Below are 15,804 nucleotides of genomic sequence, written 5' to 3'. Positions count from 1 at the left end.
TTTGCACCTCGAATATTAACATTTAGATTATAAGTTATCCCCATTACTTTAATGTGGATAACTTTAAAAACACATTCAAAAATGTATAAAATGTGGATAACTTATTAATATATAACCTTTATTTATGGGTTTAAAAAAAGTTATCCACATATTAAATTTGTTAATACTTTACTAAAAGTTATTCAATATTGAATATAATCAATAAATTACAATATTCAATACCAAATCTCAATGATTTAAGTTATAATCTTAAATGAAGTTTTGTTTAAAAAAGGAGGTAACTTTATGAAAAGAACTTGACAACCAAGTAAAATCAAACATGCTAGAACTCACGGGTTTAGAGCTAGAATGGCTACTAAAAACGGAAGAAAAGTTATTAAAGCAAGAAGAGCTAAAGGTAGAGCTAAACTTACTGCTTAATAATAAGTATGAAAAATATAAATATAATTAAAAAAAATCACGAATTTCAAAGTATTATTGGGAATAAAAGATTCATTAAAACAAAAGGATTTGTAATTTATTTTAAAAAAAATGATCTTAATAGATTCAGATATGGTGTTTCTGTTGGTAAAAAAATGGGTAATGCTGTATTGAGAAATAGAGTTAAAAGACAAGTTAGGTCAATGATCTATGAATTATTAAATGATCAAAAAGAAAAGAGTTATGATGTAGTCTTAATGGCTAGAATAATGATTTTAGATAAAAGCTATGAAGAGAATCTTGAAGATCTTAGAAAGTCGCTTTTATTAATAAAATAAAGAGAGGTGAATATCTTGTATAAACAGGACTATTCTAAATACCTAAATAATAATAACAATAAGAAAAAAACTCGTAAGGACTGAATGAAATTAGTTTGAGTTTGAACTAAGTTAATATTGTTTGTATTTATTATCGTTTCTATGCTGTGAGGATGTGTACAGATGTATCAACCACAGTATACAGTTAATACAGTAACTGATATGGCTGGGAATAAAATTTATTCTCCAGGGGTATCATTTGAAATAATCATAAAATCTTTAGGTGATTGAAGTTCAAAAACACATTGATTTATGATTGATGAAAAAACAGGTGAATTAAAAGAATATGCATTTAACCCAATATCAAGTTGGGGACAAGCATTTACTGTTACATCTTCTCCATTTTACGGATTCTTCGTTTATCCATTGTCATGATTATTGGTAGCATTCATTAGTCTATTCTCTAAACATGCACCAGGTGGTCAATTAAACCCAGATTCTACTTCATATGGAGTTGCTGCAATATTTGCAATATTCTTTACTTCATTAATTATTAGAGGTATTACTCTTGCATTTACTTGAAAAACTCAAATTAATCAAGAAAAAATGCAAGGTTTACAAGCTAAACAAGCAGAAGTACAGGAGAAATATAAAAACTCTTCTGATCCAAGTGCAAAACAAAAACAACAAATGGAACTAATGGCTTTATATAAAAAAGAAGGTATTAGTCCAATGAGTTCAATTGCAACTTCATTCCTTTCAATGCCTTTCTTATTCGCGATGTTCGCAGTAGTTAGGGCAACTCATGCCCTTAAAGTGGCAACTGTTGGACAAATTACTTTAGTTGAAGTACCTTTCCAACAAATTCAACAAGGAAATTGAATTTACTTAACTCTTATTGTTGTATACTTACCACTGCAAATTGGTTCAATGATGCTTCCGATGATCTTGCAAATGTTTAAAAAGAAACCTAAATTGGAATCTGAACAACAGAAGAAAGCAAGAAAAAAACAATTAATAATGCAAATTGTATTTATGGTTGTATTCTTGTTTGTTGTTTTCAACATTGCCTCAGGGGTAGCGATATATTGAATTTTCTCTTCTACTTTCCAAATAATTCAAACATTAACTTTCCACTTCTTAAAAGAAACTAAAGTTACAAGAATGAAGAAAAAAAGAGAGAAACAAATCGAAAAAAACAAAACAATAGCTGCTAAAGTTTCAAATGAAACTAAAAAAAGTAAATAATAAATTTAATCACTTTCTAATAAGTAGATATCAAGAAAATAAATTATTTTTTCGAAACGACTTAGGGGAAGTGTTTTATTTTGTTTCTTATCAAAAAAGAATTGAGTATCTAAAATTTTTAAATGAGCAGCTTAAACCATTTTTAGATATAAAGTTCATATCAATTTTTAAAACAAAAACAAAAGATAGAAATATTTTAGCTTACAGTAGCAAAGACGAATTAAGTTATGAAACCAAAAAAAGTATAGGAATTTTCATAAAGACTGTTTTTAAAATAAAGTTTAATATTAAAATAGATTTAGAAATGGTTGATTTTAAAATAGCTAAAAGAAATTCTCTTACATACAATAAAAACGATTTAAAGAAAATTGTAAAAAAAGTAATTGAAGAAAAAAGTGAGGTAATGTTACCTGCCTACACAAAAGAAATCAGAAGAAAAATTAATATGTTCCTAATTGAATACAAGAGAATAAAAATTAAAACAACAGGATCTCTTGGTGATAGAAGAATAAGAATAATATACAATCCAGAAAAATAACTTTCTGGTTTTCTTTTGTTATAATCAAGATTGGGAAGAAGATAATATGAAAATAAATTTAAATGATACAATAGTGGCTTGTGCAACAAAAGTTTCAAGACAAGCGATTTCAATTATTAGATTGTCTGGTGAACAAGCAATAGAAATAGTTAATAAATTACTTATTAAGAAAATTGATGCAAACAATAAAATGCAAGTTAGAAAAATTTATGATGGAAATGATATTATAGATGAATCATTGATTCTAACTTTTGCCCAAGGAAAGTCTTTCACTGGCGAAGTTGTTGTAGAAATACAATGTCACGGTGGAATACTTTTAACTAATAAAATTATAGCTTTACTTATTTCTCATGGAGCAAGACCTGCTTTACCGGGAGAGTTTTCTCAAAGAGCTTATTTAAATGGAAAAATAAATTTACTACAAGCTGAGAGTATTAATAATTTAATAGATTCTAAAAATGAGTTAGCTCTTAAAGTTAGCGCTATGAATTTAGAAGGTAGAAATAATAAATCTCTTTTGATAATAAAAGAAAATCTTATAGATCTAATTTCTAAAATTCAAACTTCAATTGATTATCCTGACTATGATGATGTTGAAGGTTCAAGTTCTGAAGAAATATCTTCGGAGTTAATAATTTTAAAAAATGAAGTTACAAAAATATTGGAAGCAAGCAAGAGATTTAATTTTTTAAACTCTGGTATTAATACACTGATCTTAGGAGAAACAAATGTTGGTAAATCTTCTTTACTAAACTCTCTAATTTCAGAAGAAAAAGCAATAGTAACTGACATTGAAGGGACGACAAGAGACATTGTTGAAGGACAATTAAATTTTGAAAATTTTACTCTTAATTTAATAGACACAGCAGGAATAAGAAATACTAAAGATGAAGTTGAAAAAATAGGTATTGAAAAAAGCATATCCTTAATTAATAGTTCAAATCTTATTTTATTTGTTATAAATAAGGGTAAAATTAATAATGAGATATATGAAAAGATAAAGGATAAAAAACACATTGTTGTTTTGAATAAGTCAGAACTTTTAGGTGTTGAAGAAACTAAAGAAATAAAAAACAAATTTCCAAATCTAGTTTCTGTTTCAGCAATAAACAATGACATAAAAGAGTTGATTGATAAAATAGAAGATGAATTCAATAACGATAACTTATTGGAAGTTGAAGTTCCTATACTATCAAATGCATTTCATATTGAAATGTTTAAAAATATCTTAACTTTATTAGAAAATAGTTTAAATAACATTGAATCAGGTTTTACAACTGACCTTATAAATGTTGATTTATATGAAATTTTAAAAATTTTGAATAATCTTCTGGGTATATATGATGCTGATGAAGAAGTTATAGATACAATATTTAGAAAGTATTGCTTAGGAAAGTAGGTTAATTATGGCTGGTATATTTGATACACACACACATTTTAATGATGAGATTTACAAAGAAAAAGAATTTGAAGCATTAGACATGATAAATGAAGCTAAAATAGTTGGCGTTAGTCACTTCTGTTGTGTTGGTTTTGATATAAGATCTTCAAAAGAAGCAAGCAAGTATGCGCTAAAATATCCAAATGTTTATGCAGCAGTTGGTATTCATCCAACAGATGTAATTAAATTTACAATTGATGATTTAGAAGATATTGATACTATGGCTCATGGAGACAAAGTTGTTGCTATCGGGGAAATAGGTCTAGATTATTACTATACAGATGAACATAAAGAAGTTCAAAAACATTTCTTCAAAGAACAAATTAAAATAGCTCAGAGAAATGATTTAGCAGTAATGATGCACCTAAGAGATAAAGACAACTCTGATCAAGCTTACTTAGACGCATTAGAAATTTTAGATGAATTAAAAGTAAAAAGAGCAATTGTTCATTGTTATACAAGAGGATATGAATTAGCTAAGAAGTTTACTTCAAGGGGATATTTAATTTCAATACCAGGAGTTGTAACTTTTAAAAATGCTGCACCACTTCATGATGCTGTTGAAAAACTATCTTTAAACGAAATAATAGTAGAAACAGATGCACCATATTTAACTCCCGAACCAAAAAGAGGAAAGTTAAATGTTTCAAAGAACATTGTTTATACAGTTGAAAAAATAGCTAGTTTAAAAAAAGTTAATAAAGCGGATGTTATAGAAGCAACATCAAGCAACGCAATGAAAATCTTTAAAATTGCATAAAAAAAATGGTTTGAATTCAAACCATTTTTTTTATTTACTATAAGTATGAAGTTTGACTACCTTTTTTAACGTTTTTTGCGTTTTTTCCGTAGTAATCTTTTTCAATTCTGTCATTAATTATTTTTTGGAATACTCTTGCACCTTCGATAACTCCAGTTAATGGGTTAGGTGATACATGACAAGGAACTGAGAAAATACCGTTAAAGTATTCTTTGATTCCTCTAATTTGTGATCCACCACCACAAATTGTAAATCCGTTTGAAATTATATCTCCAGCTAATTCAGGAGGAGTGTTTTCCATTAGTTCAATTAATAAGTCAGTAATTCTACTGAAAGCGTTAACTAAAACGTTTCTAATTTCTTCTGAACTAATTATTGCTTCTTTTGGTAATCCTGAAACGATATCTCTACCGAATACAGACATAGTTCTTTCACCTTTATATTTAGATAATGAACCTAATTCTTTTTTTACATCTTCAGCACTTCTGTCACCAATAGTAACATTGTATTCTGATCTAATGTATTTTTTGATTTCTTCATCTAGTGCATTTCCTGCAACTTTGATTGATCTTGAGATAACAACATCACCAGCTGAAATAATAGCTATATCAGTTGTTCCTCCACCGATATCGATTACGATGTGTCCTCTTGGAACATCGATGTTAATTCCTGCACCTAATGCAGCCATTTTAACTTCTTCTTCAACGATAACGATTTCTGCTCCCATGTCATAAGCAACTTGTTTTAGAGCTTCTCTTTCTAATTCAGTTACTTCACTAGGACAAGCTAGTAAAATGATTGAGTTTTTTCAGTCATTTAACATTTTTAATTTACTGAAAACATGTTTTAGCATATCTTTCGCTGCATCTAAATCTGTAATAACTCCGTCTTTAATTGGAACTACCATTCTAATGTTTTCGTGTGTTTTACCAACCATGTTGTAAGCGTCTCCACCTAATGCAACTAATGAGTTAGTAATGTTGTCATACGCCATGATTGATGGTTCGTCATAAACTATCCCTTGTCTTCCGACAAAAGCTAATATGTTACTTGTACCTAAATCTAAGGCTATAAATGTACGTTCATCTATTTTCATAAATACCTCCTGTGCCATAATAAAATATGTACTCTTATTATACTATTTTAAGATATAGAAAACAAGGGGGTTATTTTTGTTTTGAAAAAATATAAGTATTTTTAACCTTTTTAAACACCAAGTTATTTAGGTTATTTTCCACCATTCCTTCAAATTTATAAACTCCTAAAAACTTATATCCTTCATATTTAAAATTATCTTTAAATTTAGCAAATACTATTATTGAATCATCACTGCTTTTTAATTTTTCAAATCTTGCTTCAACTAATTTTTTAGAACCTGTGTCATTAAATAAAAAAATCTCTTCTAGATCAACAGAAGGGTATATGGCATATTTTTCTTTTTCTATTAATTCGCTTATTTTTCTTATTGGAGCAAAATTAATAAATCATACTCTTTCGTTTTTACTTATTCTGTTATCAGAACCTTTTAAAATAGATTTTCCATCAAAAGTAAAAAATTTATATATTATCTCAGAAATAAGCTCGTATGTTACATCTTCTTCTTCTGTTATTCTTATTATTTGCTTTTCCATAATTACCTCAATTACAAATAAATTAACATATAAAAAAGATAAAAGATTTTTTTATCAAAATATAAAATGATTTTTATAAAAAAAATAGAAACCTAAGTTTCTATTTTTTAAGTGATTGAAGGTAAGTATCTTGAGTTCCCTCGTAATCCCCAGCTTCAACACGTTTTATTATGATTTTTTCATAAGCTTTTGTTCCTTCAATAACACAGTTAAGAGGATCGGCAGCTATTTTTGTAGGTAATTGGAATATATCGAAGAAATATTTATCAACATTTCTTACCAATGCTCCACCACCACATAAAACCATACCGTTTTTCATGATATCTCCAGCCAATTCAGGAGGAGTGTTTTCCATAATTTCGATTACTAAATCAGTTATTTTACTAAATGCTCCCAATAGAACATTTCTAATTTCTTCTGAGTTAACAGTAACTTCTTTTGGTAATCCTGAAACAATATCTCTTCCATAAATTTGCATTGATCTTTCATTAGGATATTTTACTAATGATCCAACACTTTTTTTAATGTTTTCTGCGGTTTTAAGACCGATTGAAATATTGTATTCAGCTCTAACATATTTTAATATTTCATCATTGAATGCATTTCCAGCTATTTTAAGAGATCTTGAAATAACAATATCTCCAGCTGAAATAATAGCTATATCAGTAGTTCCTCCACCGATATCAACAATTAAATGACCCATAGGTAATTCAATATTAACACCAGCTCCTAAGGCTGACATTTTAACTTCTTCTTCAACAACTACTAAACTTGCTCCCATGTCTTTTGCGACCATTTTAAGAGCATCTCTTTCTAACTCGGTAACCCCTGAAGGACAAGCTAGAACAACGATAGAACTTTTTCAAAAGTTCATCATTTTTAATCTATCGAATATATGTTTCAATAAATCTTGTGCAGCATCTAAGTCTGCGATAACCCCATCAACTAATGGTGTTATTAATCTTACATTGTCATTTGTTTTTCCGACCATTTCATAAGCTTCTTGTCCAATGGCTATTAGTTTGTTTGTTCTAACATCGTATGCCATTAAACTTGGCTGATTATAAACAATTCCCTGACCTGAAACGTAGGCAAGAATATTGCTAGTTCCAAGATCCAGGGAAATGAATGGTCTATTAAGTTCTTTGTACATAATAAACCTCCTCATTTTTTAAAATTTTTAAACTTTATAAAACAGGGGAGTATTATCTACTCATTATATCGTCGTGTAATCTTTGAGCTTTAACAATTTCTCAGATTTCACTTTCGAATTTTTTAGTTCCGTTAATAACGGCTAATAATGGTTGTTCACCAATTTTTGTTGGTAATTGTAATGTATCTGCGAAGTATTTGTCGATTCCTCTAATTAAGGCTCCACCACCACAGATTGTGATCCCGTTTCTAAAGATATCTCCAGCTAATTCTGGTGGTGTATCTTCTAAAACTTGAACTGTTAAGTCAATAATTCTTGATACTGGTACTTTTAATACTTCACGTACTTCTTCTGGAGTAATTTCGATTTCTCTTGGTAATCCAGAAACAACGTCACGTCCGTAAACTTTCATACGTCTTTCATCAGGGTATTTTGCTAATGAACCAACGTTAACTTTGATTGATTCAGCAGTTTTTGAACCGATTTCTAATCCGTATTGTGAACGAATGAATTTTTGACATTCATCGTTTAAGTAGTTTCCAGCAACTTTAATTGATTTTGATAGAACGATATCTCCTGATGCTAAAACAGCTATATCAGTAGTTCCCCCACCCATATCAACGATTAAGTTTCCTGTTGGTGCGTAGATATTAACTCCACCACCTAAAGCAGCCATTTTAACTTCTTCTTCAACGAATACTTGGTCTGCTCCTAAGTTAACAGCGATTTTTTTAAGTGCTGTTTTTTCTAATTCAGTAATAACTGATGGACATGCCAATAACATAATTGAATGTCTTAATTGTTTTGTAATTCTTAATTTTGAGAAGATGTATCTCAATTGAGCTTCAGTAGCTCTAATGTCAGTAATAACTCCGTCAACCATTGGTCTTACAACACGAATAGTTTTGTTTCCTTTACCGATCATTTTGTATGCTTCTTCACCTACAGCGATAATTTTGTTTTCTTTAATTCTGTAAGCAACGATTGATGGTTCGTTATAAACAATACCTTGTCCAGCAATATACACTAAAGTGTTAGCTGTACCTAAGTCCATTGAAACGAATGTTGGTTTTTTATTTGCCATACTGTTTTTCTCCTTTATTAATGTTTTTTAAATAAATGAATTATATATTTCTATTTAAAAGTAGAATATATAATCTGATGTAATTCTAACATAAAAAAAGTGAAGTTGCAAACTTCACTTTTAAACAGTCTTCAGATTTTATTTATTGAATCAACAATTTATTGTATTGTTTATAAAATATATATAAAGTTAAAGCTGATATCAATAAACATATAATAGCATTTATAAATAAAATATATTCTAAATTATTAAATTTTATAGTGTTTTTAGATGCGTCATCTCATTTTGGATAATCTTGATTTGTCAAATCATTGACTATATTGGTTTTGTACAAGAAATAAACTCCTGAGGGAACCACTGGGTTATTAATAACATCATTCATTTTCATGATTTCGTTATCTGCAAAATTGTAAGACTGGAATTCATTTAGAACATAGAATGGGTTTAAAAAACTATTCAAATATAAGTTCATTTTATAACCGTTGTAACCGCCATAGGTTAACATATTATTATTTTTAGATTCATAGTCATTAGTTATTTTTAAAGCATTTACTAAAACTTCATTCAAAACATTTGCGAGAATTATTTCTCCTGGAGTGAATGTTTTTCCTTCCAAGGACTGCATTTTTCCTTCTTCATAAATGAATTTTGTATAAAATATTGGTTGTAGTTGGTAACTTTTCAAAGAATAAATATTATTTGCATAAATTTTAATGAAATTTAAAAATTCTATCTTATCCTTTCCTTTGTCATTATTCTTATTTGATAGGATCATTTTATTAATTAAGGTATTAAAATTATATTTACCTTCCAAAATAGAATTTTTTTCTTTTTTTGCAGAAAAGTAACTATTTGTTCATATTTCTTTACCATAATCATTTTCTTCTGAAAAGGTATCATCTTTATGGAAGTCTGTTAATTTTTTTGCTTCATCTAAAAGCTTATAAATTTCATTATTTTTAAATCCATCAGTAAATGAAACAGTTCCGCGAGTGGGTCCATAATATAAAAACCCTTCTCTTATTCAATCAATTTTATATTCTGTAATTGTAACGCCTTCATCAATCTCGTTGTAAGATTCTAACAAACTTTCAACATATGTATTTTTTTTGGATAATTCTCTCAATCTGTATCCTGAATAGTATTTTATGTTTTCTTCAGCAAACTCAGAATTATATATATAATTATTGTCCATGTTGGTTACTATTTCGGGTATGAAATTTAAAGGTAGAGCTAAAGAAAATATTCCGGCCACAACACCCATTAAAACATTGCTTTTAAATTGCGAAATCAAACCAAAAATAGATGAAATAAATAGATCAACTATCAAAATGATTAGAGAAAATATTAAAATGTTAACAACGTTCAAATTGAATTTTTGGTTTTCTACCCAAGATATTGTAATAACATTTATTATATTTATTATTACTAGAAAAGATATCAACATTAACTTATTTATAATTAATCTTGAGAAAAAAATTTCTTTACTACTATATTCAGCTCTTAATTCTAAATTATAGTAACCATCAACTTTATCTTTTAAATAAAACAAGTTATAAAACCATACTTCATAGATAACAACAAATAGTAGCAATAAAGAAGTTGCTGTGTATGTATAAAGTATCCTATGGTTTGAAATTACTTCGGTTTTTTTAACTATCACAGAAAATATTATATTTAAAAATAAGATTAATATAATGAATATAGAAGTTAATGTTATGAAATACGGCGATTTCAAAGTTTTGAAAAAAATTCTTTTAGAAATTGGATTAGCTATTATTTTCATTTTTCTTAAACTCCCTTAATCTTTCAAAATCAAGTACTTCATTTTCTGTTCCTATACTTTTAAAATAAAGTTCTTTTAGGTTGCTATTGGTTTTGTCAAAATCGCCAACATGAACAACTTTCCCGCTTTTTACAACTATTACGTAGTTAATTATATTTTCGATTTCATCAATATTATGAGATGTAATCATAATACCTACTTTGTATTCTTTAGAAATAAATTCTATTAATTTTAAAAACTCAGTTCTTGATTTTATATCTAAATTTTCTGTTGGCTCATCCAAAATTATTAATTTGGGTTTTGATAATATTAGCGATAACAATAAAGCTCTCTTTTGCATACCTGAAGATAATTTCTGAAATGAAGAATTTAAATAATCTTTTAAACCCAATATACCCACCAATTCCAAAATTTTTGGATCATCTTTTTTATAGTTTTGACCTTTTAGACTCTGTGTGTACAAACAATAATCTATTATATTAGAGTTTTTTGGAAAATTATTTTGATCAGGGAAATATGTTATATCCTTTTTGTAGTTTTCCGAATTTCCCAATAAACTTATTTCTCCACTATCTTTTTTATAGTCTCCTAAAATAGTTTTAATTATTGTTGTTTTACCTGCTCCGTTATCACCAATTAAACCAACAATTTTATCCATAGAAAACGAAAAAGAAATATTAAAAATTCCCTTTTCGTTTTTAAATTTTTTTGATACTTCTTTTAAGATTAGCATTCTATATAAAACCCTCTAACTATAAAACTCTAATTTGTTTATTCTTCATTTATTATATCACATGCATTTTTTTTATATAAAGTGGGCTTCTATGATTCAAATGTAAAAAGTGAAGTTGCAAACTTCACTTTTTACATTGTATCTTTTACATCAATTCCTATTAAATCAAAAGCATTTGATAGAACTTGATATATTGATTTAACTAGAAGTACTCTCTGGTTAGTGACTTCTGTATTTTCATTATCTAAAATTTTAGTTTCTGCATAATATGAATGGAAAGCTTTTGCTAAAGATTGTATATAATCACAAATTATATTTGGCAATCTTGAACTTCCTGCATATTCAACAACAGAGTTAAAACTATCTAAAAGAATAATTAATTCCTTTTCTTTTTGACTCTCAAAAATTATTTGCTTATTTGTTTCTAAATTAATATTGTTTAGAGTATTAATTATTTTATTACATCTTGCTGTTGCATATTGTGCATAATAAACTGGGTTTGTTGAGTTTTTTTCTAAAGCTAAATCTAAATCAAAATCCATGTGACTAGAAGGGGTTTTAGAAACTAACATATATCTTATTGAATCTTTCCCAACCATTTCCAATAGGTCTACTAATCAAACAGCTGTTCCTTTTCTTTTAGACATTTTATATTCTTGGCCATCTTTCATTAATCTAACCATTTGAATCATATCAATATCTACAAGATTAAAATCATATCCTAATAAAGCTAAACCTGATCTTAATCTAATTATATATCCATGGTGATCCCCACCTCAGAAGTTAATGTATTTATCTGCTTTTGATCTTTCGATTCTATCGCTATGAGATGCTATATCTGGAGTTATATAGGTGAAAGTCCCATCTGTTTTTTTAAGAACTCTATCTTTATCATCACCAAACTGAGTTGTTTTTAATCATAAAGCATTTTCACTTTCATATGTTGCTCCAAGTTCTTTATACTTATCAACAATTTTATTGATTGAGTTATTTTCATACATTTTCGCTTCACTTGAAAATAAATCAATATTAACACCAAAACTATTTAATTGTTTTTTAATTTCTTTCATAAAGAACTCAATTGATTTTTTTCTAAATAGGTCATTTACTTCTTTATCATTTATTTTATTATCAACAATTTCAACATCTTTAAATTTATCTTTATATTCATCTATAAAAAGTTGTGCAACTTCTATATACATATCTCCACCATAAGTTTCTTCTGGTTTTGATACTGGAAGACCTTGCATTTCTTTATAATGATAAAACAAAGTTGCTGCAGATATATTTATTTGATTTCCTGCATCATTTGTATAATATTCTGTTTCTACATCATATCCTGCAAACTTGAGTATTCTTGCAACAGAATCTCCGATTGCTCCATTTCTTGCATGACCAACATGTAAATAACCTGTTGGATTTGCAGAAACCAATTCAAGGTTATATTTCATATTTTTTTTGTTAGATCTACCAAAATCATTTCCTTTTTTTATAACTTCATCAATAACTTCGTTTAAAAACACTTTATTAATTCTAAAGTTTATAAATCCTGGTTTAACAAATTCAACGTTTTCAAATAAATCATTATCTTTTATTTCTTCTACAATAGATTCTGCTAATTGAATAGGGTTAGAATTATTTAATTTTGAGTTTATTAAAGCAAAGTTTGTTGCAAAATCTGCATCTTGAATAAGTTTGGGTCTTTCAACTATTATATTTCCTTTGAGTCCCAGTTTATTTACTGCTTGTTCTAAAACTGCTTTAATTTTATTTATTAAGATATTCATATTTAACCTCTAAATTCTACTATTATATTTTATAAAAAAAACTGGCATTTTTTTACAAATAAAAAAATAAGACCAAGTCTTATTATCAAAGATATGTTGTTTTTGTTAATTCCATTTCTTCTATTAAATCATAACTCTTATCTTTATGCATTATTGCACCTTCAATTGTTGAGCTTCCAGCATTTTTTGCAACAAATACTGGTATTTCAAAGAAGTTTTCGAAGAATAATTTAACCCCTGGTATTTTTGCTAAACCACCAGTTATTATTAATCCATTTTTAATTATATCTCCAGCAACTTCACTTTGAGTTTCTTCTAATAATGAAGTGATTGTGTTTGTTATGTTACCAAAAACTGAAAGTATTATTTTTGAAATGTCTTTGTCTTGAACTTCAACTTCTCTAGGTCTTGATGTATTTAAATCATAACCGTAAGCTTTAGTTTTTAATGGTTCTTTACTTTTTACAACTGAACCAACAGCTATTTTAACAGCTTCTGAACTAACATCTCCTAAAAGAATTCCTTCTTTAGTTTTTAAGTGTTTGATTATTTCGTTATCAATTACTTCCCCAGAAGCTTTTGATCATTTGTGATTTATTGTTTCACCGTTTGTGATAACACCCACTGTTGTTTTTCCAGCTCCCATGTCTAAACACATATAAGAATCTGATCCGTAAATATCATAACCAGCCCCAAGCAGAGCTAATTTAATATCATCTTCAACCATAACATGTGAAACACCTAAAGATTTAATTGAGTCTATTAAGGCTTTTCTTTCTAATTCGCTCATGCTTATAGGGCATGCCAAAGTAACTACAGCATTTTTTGTTTCTTCTTCATATTTCCCTAAAACACTTGATAAGAACAATTTAAGAAGATTCATATCTGTTAAAACTCCACGTTTTAAAAGATGTTTTATTTGCATAGCTCCACTTAGTTTACCCACGAATTTTTTTGCGTCATCTCCAATTGAAATAACTTTTCTAGTTTTATAATCTAACGCTATTAAACTAGCTTCATTAAAAACCATTCCTAATTGCTCTATAAAAATTCTAGTTTTACTTGTACCTATATCAATTGCAATGTGTCTTCTTGATCTCAAACTTACTCTTGCCACAAGAATTACCTCACTTTTACTCTATATATAATAGTTTAAACACTTTTTTCAAATAATCTACCCTTTAAAAGTTAAAAAGACAAAATAAAAAAGGAAGTTTTAATTTCTTCCTTTCTTATTATTTAATGTTGTATTCTCTTGAATCACGCATTTCAACAACTTCTAATCATTTTTCTGCTTGTTTTTCGTATTCTTTAGTACCTTCGATAACTGTTAGTAATGGATCTTGAGCTTTAGTTACTTTTAATTGGAAAATTGATTCAAAGTATGTATCAATTCCTCTAATTAAAGCTCCTCCTCCACAAATTGTAATACCATTTCTAATGATATCTCCAGCTAATTCAGCTGGTGTGTTTTCCATAACTTCAACAATTAGGTCTGTAATTTTTGAGAATGGTGCTAATAAAGCGTTTTTCACTTCATCTGGTGAGATAACTACTTCTCTTGGTAAACCAGAGATAACGTCACGTCCGAATGCACGGAATGTACGTCCATTATCTATTTTTGTTAATGCACCGATTTCAATTTTGATTTTTTCAGCAGTTTTAATTCCGATTAATACGTTGTATTCTGCACGTATGTATTTTCTTATTTCTTCATCAAAGTGATTTCCAGCAACTTTAATTGATCTTGAAATAACAATATCCCCAGCTGATATAATAGCTATATCAGTAGTTCCTCCACCGATGTCAACAACTAAGTGTCCACTTGCGATAGCAATGTTAATTCCAGCTCCGATTGCTGATAATTTAACTTCTTCTTCAACAAGAACATTTTTTGCTCCCATATCTGAAACAACTTGTTTTAATGCACTTCTTTCTAATTCAGTAACTCCTGAAGGGCAGGCAAGAACTACTAATGCATTTTTTAAGATGTCTGATAATTTAATACGTGAAAAGATTATTTTAATTAAATCTTTTGCTGCGTCAAGGTCTGCTATAACTCCATCAACTAATGGAACTACCATTCTAATGTCTTCATTTGTTTTTCCGATCATTTCGTATGCTGATTCCCCTGATGCGATAACAGTGTTTGTATGAACGTCGTATGCCATAGTTGAAGGTTCATTATAAATGATACCTTGTCCACCTAGGTAAGCAACTACGTTAGCTGTTCCTAAGTCTAAAGCAACGAATTCTCTTTTACGATCTCATGATGCCATATTTATTTCCTCCTCTATAAGAAAAAAACCCTTCGTGTATAATTATACTATATATGTATTCGAAATACTAGTATAATACACGAGAAAGGTAACCCTATGAAGATAAAACAAGTTGTTATAGTAGAGGGTGTTACAGACACTGCCAAACTTAAGAAAATATTTGGAAATGATAATGTAGACACCATTGAAACTAATGGGCTTGCCTTATCTAAAAATACTTTGAATTTTATTTCCGATGTTAACAGCACACGTGGTGTAATTATATTAACAGATCCTGATGGACCTGGATTACGAATTCGTGATACCATTAATACCTACTTAGATTTTAAATGTTTTAACGCATTTATCAATAAGAAAGACATAATAAATTCAAAAAAAATTGGAATTGCTGAAGCAAAAGAAGAAGATATTAGAAATGCTCTTTCAAATTTAATTTCTTTTGATTCAAATGCTTTGAGTATAAGTTGAGAAGACTTTTTAGAAAATGATTTTTTTAAACCGGAAGCAAGAAAAAAAATAGCTCAGAAATATAATTGAAGTGAAAAAATAAATTCAAAGCGATTGTTCAAATGATTAAATTTAATAAATCTTAATGTAGAACAAATCAAAGAAATTGTAGGAGAATAA

16 protein-coding genes are annotated in these 15,804 nt (G+C 28.1%); 7 read left to right on the top strand and 9 right to left on the bottom strand.

Annotated features, from left to right (window positions below; all coding sequences use genetic code 4):
• Window positions 1-285: 285 nt before the first annotated feature.
• The 6 genes from rpmH to SBIUS_RS04370 all read left to right on the top strand — a co-directional run bounded on the left by rpmH (window position 286) and on the right by SBIUS_RS04370 (window position 4,724).
• On the top strand, window positions 286-420 hold the full coding sequence (gene rpmH, locus SBIUS_RS04395; RefSeq protein ID WP_020836790.1) for a 50S ribosomal protein L34: 135 nt from the start codon (window positions 286-288) through the stop codon (window positions 418-420).
• Window positions 421-428: 8 nt separating this feature from the next.
• Window positions 429-758 carry a ribonuclease P protein component gene (gene rnpA, locus SBIUS_RS04390; RefSeq protein WP_162685256.1) on the top strand — a complete coding sequence of 110 codons (330 nt, stop codon included), beginning with the start codon at window positions 429-431 and terminating at the stop codon, window positions 756-758.
• Between the two features lie 84 nt (window positions 759-842).
• Entirely contained in the window at window positions 843-1,985 is a 1,143-nt protein-coding gene (gene yidC, locus SBIUS_RS04385) for a membrane protein insertase YidC (RefSeq protein ID WP_162685255.1), read from the top strand.
• On the top strand, window positions 1,963-2,523 hold the full coding sequence (locus SBIUS_RS04380; RefSeq protein WP_162685254.1) for a hypothetical protein: 561 nt from the start codon (window positions 1,963-1,965) through the stop codon (window positions 2,521-2,523). The genes yidC and SBIUS_RS04380 overlap by 23 nt, the downstream gene beginning before the upstream one ends.
• A 52-nt stretch (window positions 2,524-2,575) precedes the next feature.
• Window positions 2,576-3,922: a tRNA uridine-5-carboxymethylaminomethyl(34) synthesis GTPase MnmE gene (mnmE, locus tag SBIUS_RS04375; RefSeq protein ID WP_162685287.1), complete on the top strand. Its 1,347-nt coding sequence runs from the start codon at window positions 2,576-2,578 to the stop codon at window positions 3,920-3,922.
• 7 nt (window positions 3,923-3,929) lie between these two features.
• On the top strand, window positions 3,930-4,724 hold the full coding sequence (locus tag SBIUS_RS04370; protein WP_162685253.1) for a TatD family hydrolase: 795 nt from the start codon (window positions 3,930-3,932) through the stop codon (window positions 4,722-4,724).
• Between the two features lie 37 nt (window positions 4,725-4,761).
• Here SBIUS_RS04370 and SBIUS_RS04365 read toward each other — a convergent pair whose 3' ends face one another.
• The 9 genes from SBIUS_RS04365 to SBIUS_RS04325 all read right to left on the bottom strand — a co-directional run bounded on the left by SBIUS_RS04365 (window position 4,762) and on the right by SBIUS_RS04325 (window position 15,177).
• Window positions 4,762-5,820: a rod shape-determining protein gene (locus SBIUS_RS04365; RefSeq protein ID WP_162685252.1), complete on the bottom strand. Its 1,059-nt coding sequence runs from the start codon at window positions 5,818-5,820 to the stop codon at window positions 4,762-4,764.
• Window positions 5,821-5,890: 70 nt separating this feature from the next.
• Window positions 5,891-6,355 carry a hypothetical protein gene (locus tag SBIUS_RS04360; protein WP_162685251.1) on the bottom strand — a complete coding sequence of 155 codons (465 nt, stop codon included), beginning with the start codon at window positions 6,353-6,355 and terminating at the stop codon, window positions 5,891-5,893.
• 100 nt (window positions 6,356-6,455) lie between these two features.
• Window positions 6,456-7,508, bottom strand: coding sequence for a rod shape-determining protein (locus SBIUS_RS04355; RefSeq protein WP_162685250.1), 1,053 nt, complete (start codon window positions 7,506-7,508; stop codon window positions 6,456-6,458).
• A 52-nt stretch (window positions 7,509-7,560) separates the two neighbouring features.
• Window positions 7,561-8,592: a rod shape-determining protein gene (locus SBIUS_RS04350; RefSeq protein WP_162685249.1), complete on the bottom strand. Its 1,032-nt coding sequence runs from the start codon at window positions 8,590-8,592 to the stop codon at window positions 7,561-7,563.
• Between the two features lie 142 nt (window positions 8,593-8,734).
• Complete coding sequence (locus SBIUS_RS04345) at window positions 8,735-10,378, bottom strand: hypothetical protein (RefSeq protein WP_162685248.1); 1,644 nt, start codon at window positions 10,376-10,378, stop codon at window positions 8,735-8,737.
• Window positions 10,362-11,111, bottom strand: coding sequence for an ABC transporter ATP-binding protein (locus SBIUS_RS04340; protein ID WP_162685247.1), 750 nt, complete (start codon window positions 11,109-11,111; stop codon window positions 10,362-10,364). The genes SBIUS_RS04345 and SBIUS_RS04340 overlap by 17 nt, the downstream gene beginning before the upstream one ends.
• A gap of 131 nt (window positions 11,112-11,242) precedes the next feature.
• Window positions 11,243-12,898 carry an arginine--tRNA ligase gene (argS, locus tag SBIUS_RS04335; protein ID WP_162685246.1) on the bottom strand — a complete coding sequence of 552 codons (1,656 nt, stop codon included), beginning with the start codon at window positions 12,896-12,898 and terminating at the stop codon, window positions 11,243-11,245.
• An 82-nt stretch (window positions 12,899-12,980) separates the two neighbouring features.
• Complete coding sequence (locus tag SBIUS_RS04330; RefSeq protein ID WP_162685245.1) at window positions 12,981-14,015, bottom strand: rod shape-determining protein; 1,035 nt, start codon at window positions 14,013-14,015, stop codon at window positions 12,981-12,983.
• A 118-nt stretch (window positions 14,016-14,133) separates the two neighbouring features.
• Window positions 14,134-15,177 (bottom strand): rod shape-determining protein, encoded by a 1,044-nt coding sequence (locus SBIUS_RS04325; RefSeq protein WP_162685244.1) that lies wholly within the window; start codon window positions 15,175-15,177, stop codon window positions 14,134-14,136.
• Window positions 15,178-15,273: 96 nt separating this feature from the next.
• Here SBIUS_RS04325 and rnmV point away from each other — a divergent pair, with 96 nt between their 5' ends.
• Window positions 15,274-15,804 (top strand): ribonuclease M5, encoded by a 531-nt coding sequence (gene rnmV / locus SBIUS_RS04320; RefSeq protein WP_162685243.1) that lies wholly within the window; start codon window positions 15,274-15,276, stop codon window positions 15,802-15,804.

It is taken from the genome of Spiroplasma sp. BIUS-1, from assembly GCF_010365805.1.
Taxonomy (GTDB): Bacteria; Bacillota_I; Bacilli_A; order Mycoplasmatales; family Mycoplasmataceae; genus Spiroplasma_A.
Note: the sequence above shows the minus strand (reverse complement) of the source record. Positions and strands in the feature narration are given on the sequence as shown.